This is a genomic window from Paenibacillus sp. FSL R7-0302 (genome assembly GCF_038006885.1).
GTDB lineage: Bacteria > Bacillota > Bacilli > Paenibacillales > Paenibacillaceae > Paenibacillus_AQ.
In genome coordinates, this window is the sequence record NZ_JBBOWB010000002.1 from 911,321 (window position 1) to 927,967 (window position 16,647).

Here is a 16,647-nt window from a genome sequence, read left to right on the forward strand (position 1 = left end):
GCGACCCGGCTGGTGCTAATGTATTTGCTGTTCTCGGTACTGTCCTTTGCCGTTATCATTATTTCGGTGAATAAGGCGATTGACTATTTCAGCTTCGTGACGATAGAGAAGCAAATGATGGAGAAGGCGGATCTGGGCGAGATGTCCTTCAGGGAGGTGCTCTCCAGGCACGAACAAGAGGTAGATGCAGGGCAGATGGAGGAGGTGGCAAGAAGCGCGCTGGAGACGTTAAAAGCTTCCGTCAAGGAGGTGCGGATCTACGACAGCAGCCAGAAGCTGCTGGGACTCGCTGTTGACGGGATTGTGATCAATAACAAGACCCCCGTCATTTTTCCCGGGAATATCCAGAACGCCCTTAAGGGCAATTATGCATACACGGTCTCTGAGGATCACCTGCTGTACTTCGCGGTTCCGATCCAAGACAAATATTATCAGAACAGCTACGTGTACGAGTTCGTGGAGGATGTCTCTTATTTCTATACGATGATGGACCAGATCAGGTATATCCTGTTCGCCGGTGCGGGAGGATTCATTATTCTGATTGCGCTCTCCAGTCTGTTCATCGCCCGCAATACGACGAAGCCGATCAAATACCTGCTTGGCGCCACAGAGAGCTTCTCCAGGCAGCAGTTCCGGGAGGTTCACCTGAACAGGAAGGATGAGCTGGGCATGCTGGCTGCGGGCCTGAACCGGATGGGCATTCAGCTCAGTGACTATATCCAGTATCAGAAGCAGTTTGTCTCGAACGTATCCCATGAGCTGAAGACGCCGCTTGCTGCTATCAAGGGATTCTCTCAATATTTGTACGAAGGTGAGGACGAGGATGAGGAGCTGCAGCGGATCTACTTCCATCTGGTGAATGAATCGGACCGCCTGACCCGGCTGGTCAATGAGCTGCTCATGCTGTCGCGCTTCGATAAGGCAGGGCAGGATGGAATCGATGCCGAGAAGACGGACCTGGCGCAGCTGGCTGCGGGGGTAGCCGCTGGATTGAGGACCAAGGCTGACAGTAAGGGGATAGAGCTTACGATCCAGCAAGGACCGCCAGCCTTCGTCTTAGTGAATCAGTTGTTGATGTCCCATGCCATCGCCAATGTGCTGGACAACGCGATTAAATACTCCGGTCCCCGTACCCGGGTAAGTATTGAAACTTCGGTCCGTGAGCAGGAAGCCATTGTACAGATCAGCGATCAGGGGATTGGAATCAGTGCGGATGAACTTACCCGTGTACAGGAACGGTTCTACCGGGCAAGGAATGCCAGCGCGGCAGGCGGAACGGGGCTGGGGTTATCCATCTGTAAGGAGATCGCCGAGAAGTTCGGCGGGCAGCTGGATATAGAGAGCCAGCTCGGCGCGGGAACCACGGTCTACATCCGGCTGCCGCTCCTGTGATATGCGTTACAAGAATGATACAACTCTGTTATTACACTAATAAATGCTTTTCGTATACTAACCTCATACCAAACAAACAACGCGTCCATCGCGTACATTCATGGAGGGATTACTTATGGGAACATTTAAAAAACCGGCAGCGCTGCTGCTGCCCGCAGTATTATTAATGACACTTCTGGCCGGATGCCAGTCCGATTCGGCCGCTCCGGCGGCTACCCCTTCGGCAGAACCTACAGCTGAAGCGGTGGCCACGGCGGCACCGGAGGCTTCGGCTACCCCGGCTGCTGAGCCTGCGGCGACTGAAGCTGCTCCGGCTGAGCCAACCCCTGCGGCTTCAGCAGGCAGCTCCGAGGCGATCAAGGAAGGAACTATTGAGAAGGAAGGGAATGTGATTCTGAAGGAGCTGGCTTTTGTCCATAAGGATCACACCATCGCCCTCTCCGACATTGTGGATGATGCTAAGCTGGAGAGTATGCTGGGCAAGGCAACGGCGAAGAAATCGCACACGTATTCCTTGGATGACGGTAAGAATATGGATACCCTGATCGGCAGAACAGAGAACACGTATACCTTCCCGGGCCTTGAGATTAAGACGATTGATTCGGGTGACGGCAAGCAGTTCTATATCTTCAGCATGAAGATTACCGATCCGAAGTACACTACGGTCCGCAATATCAAGGTCGGAGACAGCCTGGACACGCTCAAAAAAGCCTATCCCGAAGGCAAGCTGACCGGAGACGGGGCACCTGAGGAAGAGGATGACTACCGGTTCGCCCCAAGCAACTACGTGGATTATATGCTCTTCCATGTGAAGGGCGCTAAGATTGAAAGCATAAGCATCTCTACTCTGCTGGACTAAACATTGAGCCGGTTCAGCGGGATTGAATAAGAACAGCCCTGACCGCTTCATGACCGTTACAGGCCGTGAAGCGGTCAGGGCTGTTTGTCTCTGTCTTCTATTTCCGGGCGGACTACCCTATTCCGCAGGAGCTGGCTCCAGCACCCGCACCGTCTCCCCCTCTACCAGCTCAGGCAGATAGTAGGTGCTGTTCTTCAGATCTTTTTTACCCTGGAGCTTCTTAATGACCCATTCGGCCGCATCCCGGCCCATCTGCTCCTGCGGGTGGGTTAAGGTCGTCAGCTTGATGCCAGCGTTCTTGGCGATATAGGAATTGTCCTGGCCGATGATCGACAGCTCCTCTGGAATAGAAAGTTCCAGCTGCTTGCATACGTTAACCACTTCGAGTCCCACCTCGTCGTTATAGCACACAAGGGCTGTCAGTACCTCCCGGTTATCCTTCAGGAACTGCTTGAGGTTCGCCGACAGGTCACGCTTGGATTCCGTATCGAAGGAGAGCACCTGCTCCGGGTGGAAGCGCAGCTTGGCTTCGCCGAGCGCCTTGATATAGCCCTTCATGCGGTATTTGCCCTGGAGATCGTCCATTTTGGCAATAATTCCGATCTGGGTATGGCCCTTCAAGATCAGCTCACGGGTCGCCAGATAGCTGGACTGTACATCATCCAGACAGAAGAACGGCACCTCCAGCTCTTCATAGTAAGCGTTAATCATAATGAACGGAACGTCCTGCTCCTTAAACGACAGGTAGTAGGCAATGTTCGGGTTGTACAGGTTACTCTTCGTAGGCTCGATGATCAGCCCGTCTACCCCGAAGGACAGCATCATCTCCAGCGCCTTTTTCTCCTGGGCCACATCATTATTGGTGCTGGCGAGCAGCAGTGAATAGTTGTCCTCATTGAGCCTGCCTTCAATCCCCCGGATAATGGACGGGAAAATATAATCGGAGAGGTAAGTGGTTATTACGCCGATGGTCCGTTTGCCCGCGCCATTCCCGGATTTGGACCGGAACTGGTGGCTGACATAGGTGCCCGAGCCCTTCTCGCTCCGCAGGAACCCCTCGTTGGACAGCTCCAGAATGGCCTTCCGCACGGTCTGGCGGCTGACGCCGTACATCTCCTGCAGCGCAGATTCCGTAGGGATTTGTTCGCCCACACTGTAGGTGCCGGACAGGATATTGCTTTTGAGTTCATCGAAGATGATCTGGTACTTGGTTCTCACACGGGTCACTTCTTTCATAGTTGTTCTTATATAGAGTGGAAAAATTAATGTAGTTGTACGTACATATTATAGCTTGAATATAAGCTTAATATCCTCCGGTGTCTACCATATATCATGATTTGCGTAAAATACGGGTAATTTTCCGGTAAATTTGTAGGTATATCTTATATCTATTATTGACAAATGTACGAACAAAAAATATACTAAACCTGTTCATAAAGGAAGCGCATTCTTTAGATTCGTAAGTAACACAGTTTGGTTCAGAGAGGAGTAACGTGGGCATGGATCAGAACATCAAGCAAGCGATACTTAAGGGAGAGACATCACTGGGTATCGAATTTGGGTCCACACGTATCAAGGCCGTCCTGATTGATCAGGGGTTCGAGACGGTTGCATCCGGAAGCTACGAGTGGGAGAACCTGCTGGAAGGCGGGTACTGGACGTATCCCCTCACCGATATCATCAAGGGGCTGCAAGCGGCTTACCGCGAGATGAAGCATGAGGTTGCACAGAAATACGGGGTTACGCTTACTACTGTCGGTTCGATCGGATTCTCAGCAATGATGCACGGATATATGGCCTTTGACAGCGCGGGTGAGCTGCTGGTTCCGTTCCGGACCTGGCGTAATGCTACAACCGGTGCGGCGGCCAAGGAATTAACAGAGCTGTTCCAGTTCAATATTCCGGAGCGCTGGACCATTGCCCACCTGTATCAGGCGATTCTGAACGGGGAAGAGCATGTCCCGCAGGCAACGTTCGTAACGACGCTGGGCGGATATATCCATTGGCTGCTGACCGGCAGCAAGGCGATCGGGATTGGCGATGCCTCCGGGGTCTTCCCTATAGATGAAGCTTCACAGGATTACCACCCGGCCATGGTCAGCCAGTTCGATGAGCTGATTGCTGCTAAGAATTACCCTTGGAAGCTGAGTGATCTTCTGCCCAAGGTCTACGCTGCAGGCGAGCAGGCAGGGGTGTTAACGGAAGCCGGAGCGAGACTGCTGGATGAATCCGGGGACCTGCTGGCAGGCATTCCGCTCTGTCCTCCAGAGGGCGATGCCGGAACCGGAATGGTCGCTACGAACAGTGTGCGCAAACGGACCGGTAATATCTCTGTAGGTACCTCCGTGTTCGCCATGATCGTGCTGGAGAAGGACCTTACAGCGGTATACCCTGAGATCGACATGGTGACTACCCCGGATGGCAGTCCGGTAGGGATGGTGCATGCCAACAACTGCTCCAGCGATATCAATGCCTGGGTCGGCTTGTTCCGGGAATTCTCGGAGGCGATGGGCTTCAAGGCTGATCCGGCGAAGTTATTCAGCGTTCTGTTCAACAAAGCGCTGGAGGCGGACGCCGATGGCGGCGGGCTGCTCAGCTACGGCTATTTCTCAGGTGAGAACATCACCGGGATGGAGAAGGGACGGCCGCTGTTTGTCCGCTCGCCGGAGAGCCGGTTCACGCTGGGCAACTTTATGCGGACGCATCTGTTCTCCGCTTTTGGCGCGCTGAAGATTGGGATGGATATTCTGACCTTGAAGGAGCAGGTGTCCATCGACAGCATTCTGGCGCACGGCGGCCTGTTCAAGACGCCTGTCGTCGGACAGAGAATCGTGGCTGCTGCGATGAATGTTCCGGTCTCTGTGATGGCAACAGCCGGAGAAGGCGGCGCGTGGGGCATGGCGATTCTGGCCTCTTATATGAAGAACAGAGCGCAGCAGGAGCGTCTGGATGATTTCCTCGACCAGAAGGTCTTCAAGGATATCGAAGGCGAGACCATTCATCCGGTTGCGGCGGATGTGAAGGGCTTTGAATTGTTCATGGAACGCTACACGGCGGGTCTGGCGATTGAGCAGGCCGCTGTAGATCATCTCGTAGAGAACGGGGGGCATTAACACATGCTGGAGCAACTGAAGGAAGAGGTGTACGAGGCCAATCTGGAGCTGCCTAAGCACGGGCTGGTCAAATACACCTGGGGCAATGTGAGCGCGGTGGACCGGGCGAGCAGTCTGTTCGTCATCAAGCCGAGCGGCGTCAGCTATGACAAGATGAAGCCGAGCGATATGGTCGTTGTGGACTTCGATGGCAATGTGGTGGAGGGAGAGATGCGTCCTTCCTCGGATACAGCGACCCATGCTGTACTCTACAAGCATTACGCCGAGATCGGCGGCATCGTGCATACGCATTCCACGTGGGCAACCATCTGGGCTCAGGCCGGACTGGATGTTCCGGTTATGGGGACGACACATGCAGACACCTTCTATGGTTCTGTACCGTGCACCCGGTTCCTGACACAGGAAGAGATTGACCGCGGTTATGAAGCAGAGACCGGGCATGTGATCATTGAGACTTTTGAACAGCGGGGGCTGGATGTGATGGCGATTCCCGGCGTTCTGCTGAAGGGCCACGCGCCGTTCACGTGGGGCAAGGATGCCCACGCTGCTGTCATGAACAGTGTGGTGCTGGAGGAAGTGTCCAAGATGAACCACTTTGCCCGCCAGCTGAACACCTTCGCCGAGGAGCTGCCGCAGCGGATTCTGGACAAGCATTATCTGCGCAAGCACGGCAAGGATGCGTATTACGGACAGAAGTAACTGACTTTTACCAATTCAAGTAGAGAAGAGGATGAATGATATGTCAACAGTAAGCGACAAGCAATTCTGGTTCGTAGTAGGATCGCAGCACCTGTACGGAGATGAAGCGCTGGGTGAAGTGAAGGCTCATGCCCAGGAAATGACCGATGCGCTCAACAACAGCGGGTTGCTTCCTTATCCGCTGGTACTTCAGGATCTGGCCGTCAGTGCAGATAAGATTACCTCCATCATGAAAGAAGTAAACTACCGTGACGAGGTTGCTGGTGTTATCACCTGGATGCACACCTTCTCCCCGGCCAAAATGTGGATTCGCGGCACGAAGCTGCTGCAGAAGCCGCTGCTGCACCTGGCTACCCAGTACAATGAGAGCATTCCTTGGGCAACGATTGATATGGATTTCATGAACCTGAACCAGGCTGCCCATGGTGACCGTGAGTATGGCTTCATTAATGCCCGCCTGAAGAAACAGAACAAGATCGTTGTAGGATACTGGGAGCGCCCGGAAGTCCAGAAGCAGATTGCAGAATGGATGGACGTTGCCGTAGCATATAACGAAGGCTTCAATATCAAGGTTGCCCGCTTCGGCGACAACATGCGCAATGTTGGTGTTACTGAAGGCGATAAGGTGGAAGCTCAGATCCAGTTCGGCTGGACTGTGGACTACTTCGGTATCGGCGATCTGGTAGCTTATGTGAATGAAGTGAAGCAGGAAGAGATTGATGCCCTGTTCGCTGAATATACCAAGCTGTATGCCGTTGATTACGGCACGTACAGCAAGGAAGATTGGGAAGCCAGCGTGAAGGTGCAGGCGAGCTATGAGATTGCTCTGAAGCGCTTCTTGGATGCAGGCGGCTACAATGCCTTCACCTCTAACTTCGAGGACCTGCACGGCATGAAGCAGCTTCCGGGTCTGGCTGTTCAGCGCCTGATGGCCCAAGGCTACGGCTTCGCCGGTGAAGGGGACTGGAAGACTGCGGCCCTGGACCGCCTGATGAAGGTGATGAGTCACAACCTGAACACCGGGTTCATGGAGGATTACACTTACGAGATGGCTGCCGGACAGGAAGCGATTCTCCAGTCCCACATGCTGGAGGTTGATCCGAGCCTGGCCAGCAACCAGCCGAAGATCATTGTCTCTCCGCTGGGAATCGGCGACCGTGAAGACCCGGCCCGTCTCGTCTTCGACGGCAAGGCAGGCGAAGGTGTCGTGGTATCGATGGCTGACTTCGGCACTCATTACAAGCTGCTAATCAACGAAGTTACTGCCTTCGAACCTACCGTTCCGGCTCCGAATCTTCCGGTAGCCCGCGTACTGTGGCAGGTGAAGCCGAACTTCCAGGACGGAGTAAGAGCCTGGATCGAGAACGGCGGCGGCCACCACACGGTCGTATCGCTCAACCTGACTACCGACCAAATCGTTACCTACGCCAAGCTGGTGGGTCTGGAATACGTGATTATTAAGTAATTGAGTTACTTTAAAGTGAACAGCGAGTAGATGTTAAAAAGAGCGAGGAGGCATATAGCCCTCTCGCTCTTTTTGTTTGGCAGATATGGTGGGCGCGGCGGCGGTATGCCAAAGACATCTGCCTGCCCGCCGGGAAGCGTGGAAAGATGTATGCGAAAAACCGATCACAATGTGCAGGCGCGGACCAAATGTAATCGAAAAACCGACTACAATGCGGCGGATGGGGGCGTGCGGACCAAATGTAGTCGGAAAACCGATTACAATGCGGCGGAAGGGGGCGCGTGGACCAAATGTAATCGAAAAACCGACTACAATGCGGCGGATGGGGGCGTGCGGACCAAATGTAGTCGAAAAACCGACTACAATGCGGCGGATGGGCGCGTGCGGACCAAATGTAATCGAAAAACCGACTACAATGCGGCGGATGGGCGCACGCGGACCAAATGTAATCGAAAAACCGACCACAATGCGGCGGATGGGGGCGTGCGGACCAGTGCCCCTAGTGTCCCTAACGTCCCCGCCCGCCCCGCTCACTTCTTATTCCGCGCACGGTACTGCTGCGGTGTGGCGCCGACGATCCGCTTGAACAGGTTGGAGAAGCTGCCGAGGCTGGTGTATCCGACCTGCTCGGCGATGTCGGTGATCTTCAGCTCTGTCTCCTCCAGCAGCTGCTTGGCCTTCTGCAGCCGTTCCTGAATGATCACATCGGAGATCGACAGCCCGGTCTCCTTCTTGAACAGCCGGGACAAGTAGGCCGGGTTCAGGTAGACATAGGCCGCGAGTTCGTCGCGGGTGATCTCCTCGCTTAGACGCGAGCGGATATACTGCCTAATCTTGGACACCGTGGCCGAGGATACGTTATTGCTTGTCTGCAATAAGTGCATTACGGCTCGCAGGCATTCCATCGCCCAGCTCTGGAGCGAAGCGGACTGCTTCGGATAATTTTCCTTATCCATCAAGGGCTTCAGCTCCGCTGAGGCGTGAGCGGATAAGCCTTTTTTGGCGAGAACGGTGTGTACAATGAACAGGATGCCGTGGATAAGCTGGCGGTGCAGCTCACTTGTCCAGCGGCCGGGCCCGATGCCCGAGAACCACAGCGTCACGCGGCGCTCCAGCTCCTCCAGCTCGCCAAGCTCCAGAAGGGTCGCCCACTCTCCGAAGATATGCATAGGCGCTGCCTGAGGCACCGGCGCGAGCGGCTGATCTCGGCTATAGGCCTGATCCTCCGGTCCGAACACCTGACGCGAACGGTTCAGGTTGCGTTGTTCCCGCTCCGTGACATCCGTGTAAGCGCTCATGATTCCGGACAGAGGGACACCCGCGCTGATGTAGATCGACAGGGAGCAATGCAGCAGCCGTCCGCAGGTATCCAGGAAGGTGCGGCCATTCTGCTCCAGCGTATGCCAGGCGGCGTTCATATCGCCACGCACGTAGATGACCGCCAGATTATGGCCGACCTGATCCTGCAGCACAGTGCCTTCCAGCCCGCTTAGCAGCAGCTCATCGGCCATGTTGCGCAGTGCATATTCCATAATCGTCTCATCCCGTGCGCTAAGGTTCTCCTTCCACTGCTCCAGCCCCAGCAGGGCGAGGAAGTAGCGGTCTCCAGGCTGCAGATCCAGATTATAGGTGTTCGCCGGAAGGGTGAGCGATTCCAGCACGGGCGCTGCCCGCTGGCTGAGAATATCCTGCCAGAACCGTTCCACCAGCAGGGGGAGCTGATGCTCCCACTGTCTCCGGTACTTCTGGATCAGGGCCTCGAACTGCTGCTGCTCTCTCTGTTTGCTGATTTCGAATAGCGCCTCACGGGAGATTTTCATCAATTCCTCATAGTCTACCGGCTTGAGCAGATAATGGAAGGCACCGTGATAAATCGCGCGCTGGGCATACTCGAAATCGGCATGGCAGGTCAGCATAATCGTCAGCGTGCCGGGAGCGGATTGCTTCACCCAGGCCAGCAGCTCCAGGCCGCTTCTGCCTGGCATTTCGATATCGCAGATCAGCAGGTCTACAGGCTGCTGCTCAAGAACGGCAATCGCCTGGTCTACGTTCTCCGCCAGACAGACATCTGACACGCTAAGCGCGCTCCAATCCACCCCCTGCTGGAGGCCGAGCAAGGCGAAGTATTGGTCGTCAACGATTAGAACTCTGTACATTGAACGTCACAGCTCCTTTTGAACGGGTAGTCTGATTTCCACAACCGCGCCTCCGTCTGGAGCATTGTGGAAGGTAAGCCGTGCCCGGTTGTTATAGAACATCAGCATGCGTCTGTATACGTTCCATATTCCCAGATGGCGGTCTGTCGGCTTGCGCTCATATACGCCATGATTGAGCCTGTCGAGCTGAGCCGCGGAGAAGCCCGGCCCGGAATCGCGGATCTGAATGGCAATGCAGGAATCGCCGCTCTCTCCGGCTTCTTCACTGACTGTGATGCCGACATTGAAGGGCTTCGAATTGTTAATGAAGCCATGCTTGATGGCATTCTCGACGAAGGGCTGGATCAGCAGCGGCGGAATCAGCGTAGACTCCAGCTCCTGCGGAAGCAGCACCTCATAAGACAGCTTGTTCGGATACATAACCATCTGGATCTCAATGTAGTTCTGAATATGACCTAGCTCGCTGCGCAGCGGAAGCCAGGCGTCGTTGGTATTCATGATGAACCGGAAGTGGGAGACCAGATGTCCGATCATTTTTTTGATTAGCGCATATTGCTTCAGCTCTACCAGATGAAAGACGATGTTCAAGGAATTCATGAAAAAATGGGGATTGATCTGTGCCTGAAGATGCTTCAGCTCCGCTTGCTGCACCTTCATCTGCTCCTCATACACATCAATCTTGAGATTGCCGATCTGCTCCGCCATCTGGTTGAATTGCATCGTAATGATCTGGAACTCCCTGCTGTTGCCATCCTTCAGCCGGTATTCCAGCTGTCCCTTCCCCAGGATGCGCATCCCGCTGGTCAATTGCTGGATAGGCTTGAACACCAGTCTGCTAAGCAGAGCCAGCAGGATAACCATTACGAGGATAATGACGAAGGGAATCACCTTGATGATCCGCTGGAAGACCGGCAGCTCGTCCAGAATGGATTTCTCGTCGAGCAGGAAAAAGACATTCAGATTGGAATATTGGGAGGGCTTGTCAATCAGCAGATACGAATTGCCGTTACTCAGGCGAATCGAGGCATCCGCACGAGGGTTGGGCTGATTAAGCCGGCTGCGGATGAGCGCAAGATCTTCACTGGCGAACTGGCCCCAGAGTAACTTACCGTCATTGTCGATCATGCCGACCTGTCCGCTGCCCCCGGTAGACTCCAGCTGGGTCAGGGGCTGGGCCAGAGAGTCGATGCTGACCAGTACCCCCATGAGAAGCCGGCCGCTCTTGTCCGGCAGCACCTTGAATAACACCGGCTCTCCGCCGAGGGTCACGGTCTCCCACTTCAGGGAGGCCTGGAGATTAGGGGTCTTGAGGTGTGAAGACAGCCCCGAGGCAATCATCTCCTTCTCTTGGTAATACTCCTTCTGGCTGCTCAGGAAGAGTTCATCCCGGTCCTGATGGTAGACGAAGACACTGCGGATAATGGTATAGTAGCTGACATCGCTGTACCACTGGTCCATCAGCTTACGGATGGACAGATAATAATTGACGCTGTCGGGACCGCTGTCGGAATAGAGCTCCAGCAGCATGTTTTCATTGGCCGTACGCAGCAGATAATGGCTGGTCTGCTCCAGCAGCTCATCGAGTGTACCTAAGTGCAGGGTCAACGTGTCCGAAGCGGACTTCGCAACCTTCTCCCGGACAATGTTGGTGGAATAGAGGTTGGTGTAAGAGAGAAAGAGGAACAGCGGCGTGACCAGCAGCAGGACAAGGGCACTCACTTTGAATCGCAATGATAGTTTCACAGTCTTCCCCCTTATCTTAGGTACAATTACACGCTGAGCGGCAGGAAAGGGGAAGGACGGCAGCCGTCCTTCCCCTCAGCTTAAAATATAAGAATTTGTATATTCCACACGACAACTTATCCTTATATTTCTCGCTGAAACGGGTGCCGTCCCTAAAAAGGACGGCATCGTCGTTTCCACTTGTTTGTTTAGGATTGTTTGGCCTTCCAGGCATCGTATTGCTTCTGAACCTCGGCGCGGATTTCTTCAATGCCGTTAGCCTTAAGCTTCTTATTGTACTCCGTAAGCACCTTATCTACACCCAGGCTGCCCGTTTCCAGCAGCGGGCGGAATTCCTTGATAATGTTGCTGACCACGGAGACCTGTGTTTTGACAGCGTCGGTATTGAAGTTGAAGCCGAAGGACTTCACCTTATGGGCGCTCTCGTTATAAGCCTTGAATTTCTCCCACTTGTCGGCGCTTTCGCCTTCCCACAGATAGGTTATGGTCTGGTTACCGAACATCCATTCAATGCCCGGAGCCCAGCCGGTATCGGCACGGGTAGCAATGCCGTCAGGCAGCTTGATGAAGTTCTCTTTGCCTTCCACCTTCACATATTGCCGTCCTTCTACACCGAAGTCAATGAGATTGACCAGCACCGGGTCGGTATGCAGCAGGTTCAGCAGCATCATGGTCCGCTCGGGATCAATCGAGGTGCGTCCGATGGCCATCATGGAGTTGCTGACGCTGGCTGTACTGATCTCAGGCTCATTCCCCTTCAGCTTCACCAGCTCAATGCCGGTGGCGATGGAATCTTCCTTGTCGGAATCCGGTTTGTCTGAACCGAATTTCATCCAGGTCTTGCCGGCCTTGAAAGCGTCTTCAGTACTGGTTTTGGTCGTTGCAGCATCTTTATTGATGTAGCCTTTGCTGAACCAGTCGCCGTAGAGCTTCATCCGGTAGATTGCGGTGTCGGATTCCATGGAGCTGATCACCATCTTATCAGTCTTGGTATCCAGTACAATTCCGGCAGGAGCGCCGGCCACCAGCTCATAACGGAAGTTCTCCTTCATGCTCTCTCTGGTCTTATCGAAGTAGCCCAGGGTATCGGAGCCGCTGCCGGAGAGCCAGATCGGCGCAATTGCCGGTTCCTTCTCCTTGATCGTCTGCAGCCATGGCTCCAGATCCTCCAGCGTCTCAATCGAGTTCACATCGAATCCGTATTTATCTACCAGATCCTTGCGGAACATAATGGTATGGCTCTCACCAATTTCCTTATTGGTAGGAATCGCATAGATTTTGCCGTCTACAGTTCCGCCGTCAAGGAAGCGGGGATCAAGGGTCTCCTTGATGCCTTGTCCATATTTGGCTAACAGATCATCCAGCGGAAGGAACGCGCCCTTGGCTACGTTATTGGCGAAGTCGGCCCAGTTGGGGGCGAAGGTCAGATCGACCTGTTCACCGGACTGGTAAGCCAGTGCCATCTTCTCGGCCCAGGAGGACCAAGGGAGTCCCTGGAAGTCAATCTCGGCGTTGATTTTCTCTTTGAGATACTTGTTGATCTCATCTACAACCGCCTTGGTATCATTCTGCGGGAAATTCCCGACCGTGTACACTTTCAGCTTCCGGAACGTTGAGGTATCAGGATTCGTGCTGCCTTCCGTGCCTGCTGTTGCGGCTGCTGCTGTCGATTCTGCCTTGGACGGGGCGGATGGACCTGAATTGCCCCCGCCGCATCCGGTAATGCCCAGTATCACGGCAGTCAGAGCGGCAAGCACCGTGCCTGAGCTTCTTGTTGTTCTCATTTGTATGAACCTCCTCGAATGATAATTAGATCATATATTCTAACCGGCATTTACGCCAGAGCTAGACCGCTTAACCCTTGATCGCACCAATCGTAAGGCCCTTGGTGAAGTACTTCTGGAAGAACGGATAGATGAACAGAATCGGACCAATCGACAGCACGACCATAGCCATCCGCAGACTTTCGGTCGGAACGGATTCCTGGACCATCAGGGCGACACCGCTGCCTGCAAGCTGGGTTTTGAAGAATTCCGCCTGGCGGATCATCTGAATCATGACGTATTGCAGGGAGAACTTGTCGGTGTCATTAATGAATAGCATGGAGTTGAACCAGTCATTCCAATACATCAGTGTAGTGAACAGACCGATCGTAGCCAGAACAGGCAGGGAGATCGGAAGCACAAGCTGGAAGAATATCCGCCATTCCGAGGCCCCGTCCAGCTTGCCGGATTCAATCATCTCCTCCGGGATCGTCTGCTGGAAGAAGGTACGGGTGATGAAGATATAGAAGGCATTGGACAGGCCGGGCAGGATCAGCGCAACCAGCGAGTCCTTCAGATCGAGATAGTTCACGTACAGCAGATAGAAGGGGACAAGCCCTCCCGAGAACAGCATGGTGATCAGCAGGTAGAAGTTGAATGTTTTTTTGAAGGGAAAATCCTTCCGGTAGAGCGGATACGCATACAGCGCAATCAGCAGCACGGCCAGCACAGTTCCGATCACTGTAACCGTCAGGCTGACGCCATACGCCTTAACCAGTGTCTCCGAATGCTTGAACAGATATTGGTACGCAGACGCGTCGATATGATCGGGCCAGAACTTGTAACCCTGCAGCGTCAAGGCCTTCTCGTTGGTTAAGGAGATGGCGACAATGAGCAGGATCGGCAGAATACATGCCAGGCTGAAGGCGATGAAGAACACATTCAGAATAATCTGGGCGGTAGTGGAGCCCTTGGTATATGGGTTGCTTCGGGATGCAGTAGTCATTAGAATCCTCCGTTTCTAGAAAAGCGCCGTATCGCGGTTCAGCTTGCGGGCCAGAGCGTTCGCGCCGATGACCAGGAAGAAGCCGACGACCGATTGATAGAAGTTCGCCGCTGAGGACATCCCCAGGTCGTTGAGCTGGATCAGGCCCCGGTAGACATAGGTGTCAATAACGTCCGTAGTTGAGCGCAGCGCACCGGAGTCCAGGGTCACATGGTAGAACAGCCCGAAGTCAGAGCGGAAGATGCCGCCCATGTTAAGAATCGTGAGAATGACCATGATCGGCGTGAGCAGCGGCAGGGTAATCTTGGTGATCTGCTGCCATTTGCTGGCGCCGTCCATCACCGCAGCTTCGTACAGCTCTTCGCTGATGCCGGTGATGGCTGCAAGGTAGATGACACTGCCGATCCCGATGGAGTGCCACATTTTGGTGATCCACAGAATGTAAGGCCATGCGTTAGGATGCATATAGGCATTCACTGAGGAGTAGCCGAACATTGGCAGAATATGCTTGACCAGGAAGCCGTACTCCGGGTGCAGGAAGGCATAGACGATGAAGCTGACCACGACCATGGACAGGAAGTTCGGCATAATCATGACGGTCTGGAAGAACTTCGAGGCCAGCTTGTTACGCACCTCATTGATCGCAATCGCCAGCGAGACGGAGAGAATGAGGCCTGAGATAATGAAGACCACATTGTAGCCCACGGTGTTGATGGTCACGCGCAGGGCGTCAGAGGTGGCGAACAGGAACCGGAAGTTGTCGAGCCCGGCCCAGGGACTGCCCATAATGCCGTCCACGTAGTTGATGTTCTTGAAGGCAATGAATAATCCGAACATTGGAATATAGCAGTTGATGAAAAAAATAATCGATGTGGGCAGCAGCATCAGCAGCAGCACCCGGTATCGCACGATATTGTGCAGCAGACGGCCGAAACGGCCCTGGGGCGGTGTCGCTAACTTGGTGTTCATAGCTTGTGGTGCGGGATTTGCCATAAGTTCTAACCTCACTCTACTTGTTCTGGATGAATTTATTATATTAGAGCGGTTGAACCGAATTCTCTCTTGCAAATGACCCTGTTTATTCAAAAATGACTTTGTGCAAGTAGGAGGTTATTCTGCGCTCCTGTCACAAAATAGCAGCAGGTGAACGTTATACCTGTATATTCTTAATAAGCAAAGGAGAGAAACTATGTACACGATCAGCTTAAATACGATGAAGAAAGCAATTATAGCAACAGCAGTAACCGCTGTACTCGGAGGGACAGTTGTCGGCGGGGGATTCACTGTACCCGTAGCGGCGGCAGCCAATGTCAACAAGGATGCTAAGGCTGACAGCGCGTTCGCGGCCAGCGACAACGCCACTCTGAAGGCTATTTTCCAGAAAGGGCTTGCTGCTGCCCCGAATCAGGCCGTGACCCAGGAAGGGGTGACCCTGACTCTAACCGATCTGATCTATGACAGTAATCAACTTATCGCAGGCATCCGGCAGGAGGGAGGGACGGTGGACAAGAACGGTTCTTTCATGGACCAGACCAGGAATGTGGACGTGTTAATCAATGGGAAAAAGCTGCTGTTTGATACTTCCATCATTCCCAATTTGGAAGATACGGACACAGCCTTGATCTATTTGAGTAAGGGAGCCATGAAGCAGCAAATCCCGGACAAATTCGACCTGACGCTGAAGGCATACGCCAACGGGGTGAAGGAGCCGTTTATTTTCAAAGTTCAAGTGAACAAGCTGGGGACCCTGTTAAGCCTGAAGCCGGGCGTCTCCAAGAAGAACAACAAATTCAATTATACGGTGAATTCCTTCGAGATGACCGCGTTAACGATGTCTCTGCAGGTGACCTTTAAGGGGGAAGTTCCGGCAGCGGCCAAGTCCAAGGTGAACAACCCGGAAAGAATGTTATATGACCTTGTGGACGAGAAAGGAAATGTGATTTCGCCATGGGGCAAGCCGTTTGAGAAAGTCCGGACAAGCGGTACCGAGGAACAGAACTATAGTGCATTCCCAGCCGTTCCGAAGTCCATTAGCGTTAAGCCTTTTACGTATTCCAAAGATTCCAGCGGGAAGATGTTCAAAGACAAGCAGGGCCAGTGGGCTAAAACTTATTATAAAGACCTGGAAACCAAAATTACGGTTAAATAACTTGCAATGAAGCAGTGCAGGACACCCGGCGATGACCAAGAGAGTAACAAATGATATTGACAGAAGTCTGGACTGTGCATAGAATTGAAAAATATTTACATGAAGTCAGCTTCAAATAATTAAATATTCGCAAGCTATGAAGGCTATGGATCACACTATAGCTGGAGCAGCTTCTGGAGAGACTGCGGGGAACCGCAGCGCCGAAGGGTTCACAATCTCAGGCAAAAGGACAGAAGAGTACCGGATTTGTTTTTTGCCGTGCGGATTAGCCGCTGCTGCAGAAGCTTATTTGGAACTTCTTA

13 protein-coding genes and 1 riboswitch are annotated in these 16,647 nt (G+C 53.5%); of the genes, 7 read left to right on the top strand and 6 right to left on the bottom strand.

What is annotated here, in order from left to right; all coding sequences use genetic code 11:
• Positions 1-18 precede the first annotated feature (18 nt).
• Positions 19-1,392, top strand: coding sequence for a sensor histidine kinase (locus MKY96_RS29835; protein WP_340946149.1), 1,374 nt, complete (start codon positions 19-21; stop codon positions 1,390-1,392).
• Between the two features lie 115 nt (positions 1,393-1,507).
• Entirely contained in the window at positions 1,508-2,251 is a 744-nt protein-coding gene (locus MKY96_RS29840) for a hypothetical protein (protein WP_340946150.1), read from the top strand.
• 117 nt (positions 2,252-2,368) lie between these two features.
• Here the strand turns inward: MKY96_RS29840 and MKY96_RS29845 are convergent, their stop codons facing one another.
• Positions 2,369-3,469 carry a GntR family transcriptional regulator gene (locus MKY96_RS29845; RefSeq protein ID WP_340946151.1) on the bottom strand — a complete coding sequence of 367 codons (1,101 nt, stop codon included), beginning with the start codon at positions 3,467-3,469 and terminating at the stop codon, positions 2,369-2,371.
• A 281-nt stretch (positions 3,470-3,750) separates the two neighbouring features.
• On the opposite strand from MKY96_RS29845, the gene MKY96_RS29850 reads away from it, so the two are divergent.
• From MKY96_RS29850 to MKY96_RS29865, 4 genes are all read left to right on the top strand, one after another.
• Positions 3,751-5,364 carry a xylulokinase gene (locus tag MKY96_RS29850; RefSeq protein ID WP_340946153.1) on the top strand — a complete coding sequence of 538 codons (1,614 nt, stop codon included), beginning with the start codon at positions 3,751-3,753 and terminating at the stop codon, positions 5,362-5,364.
• 3 nt (positions 5,365-5,367) lie between these two features.
• Complete coding sequence (locus MKY96_RS29855; RefSeq protein ID WP_036722865.1) at positions 5,368-6,063, top strand: L-ribulose-5-phosphate 4-epimerase; 696 nt, start codon at positions 5,368-5,370, stop codon at positions 6,061-6,063.
• 40 nt (positions 6,064-6,103) lie between these two features.
• Positions 6,104-7,528 (top strand): L-arabinose isomerase, encoded by a 1,425-nt coding sequence (araA, locus tag MKY96_RS29860; protein WP_340946156.1) that lies wholly within the window; start codon positions 6,104-6,106, stop codon positions 7,526-7,528.
• Between the two features lie 76 nt (positions 7,529-7,604).
• Positions 7,605-8,114 (top strand): hypothetical protein, encoded by a 510-nt coding sequence (locus tag MKY96_RS29865; protein WP_340946157.1) that lies wholly within the window; start codon positions 7,605-7,607, stop codon positions 8,112-8,114.
• Here MKY96_RS29865 and MKY96_RS29870 read toward each other — a convergent pair.
• The 5 genes from MKY96_RS29870 to MKY96_RS29890 all read right to left on the bottom strand — a co-directional run bounded on the left by MKY96_RS29870 (position 8,059) and on the right by MKY96_RS29890 (position 15,165).
• Positions 8,059-9,684: a response regulator gene (locus MKY96_RS29870; RefSeq protein WP_340946158.1), complete on the bottom strand. Its 1,626-nt coding sequence runs from the start codon at positions 9,682-9,684 to the stop codon at positions 8,059-8,061. The two genes, MKY96_RS29865 and MKY96_RS29870, sit on opposite strands and share 56 nt — an antisense overlap.
• Positions 9,685-9,690: 6 nt before the next feature.
• On the bottom strand, positions 9,691-11,403 hold the full coding sequence (locus MKY96_RS29875) for a sensor histidine kinase (RefSeq protein ID WP_340946160.1): 1,713 nt from the start codon (positions 11,401-11,403) through the stop codon (positions 9,691-9,693).
• A 212-nt stretch (positions 11,404-11,615) separates the two neighbouring features.
• Positions 11,616-13,211, bottom strand: a complete 1,596-nt coding sequence (locus MKY96_RS29880; protein ID WP_340946162.1) for an ABC transporter substrate-binding protein — start codon at positions 13,209-13,211, stop codon at positions 11,616-11,618.
• Between the two features lie 70 nt (positions 13,212-13,281).
• Positions 13,282-14,196: a carbohydrate ABC transporter permease gene (locus MKY96_RS29885; RefSeq protein WP_340946163.1), complete on the bottom strand. Its 915-nt coding sequence runs from the start codon at positions 14,194-14,196 to the stop codon at positions 13,282-13,284.
• Between the two features lie 15 nt (positions 14,197-14,211).
• Positions 14,212-15,165: an ABC transporter permease gene (locus tag MKY96_RS29890; RefSeq protein ID WP_340946166.1), complete on the bottom strand. Its 954-nt coding sequence runs from the start codon at positions 15,163-15,165 to the stop codon at positions 14,212-14,214.
• A 244-nt stretch (positions 15,166-15,409) separates the two neighbouring features.
• On the opposite strand from MKY96_RS29890, the gene MKY96_RS29895 reads away from it, so the two are divergent.
• Complete coding sequence (locus tag MKY96_RS29895; protein WP_340946169.1) at positions 15,410-16,345, top strand: DUF5643 domain-containing protein; 936 nt, start codon at positions 15,410-15,412, stop codon at positions 16,343-16,345.
• Positions 16,346-16,508: 163 nt separating this feature from the next.
• Positions 16,509-16,588: riboswitch (glycine riboswitch) on the top strand.
• Positions 16,589-16,647: the final 59 nt, after the last annotated feature.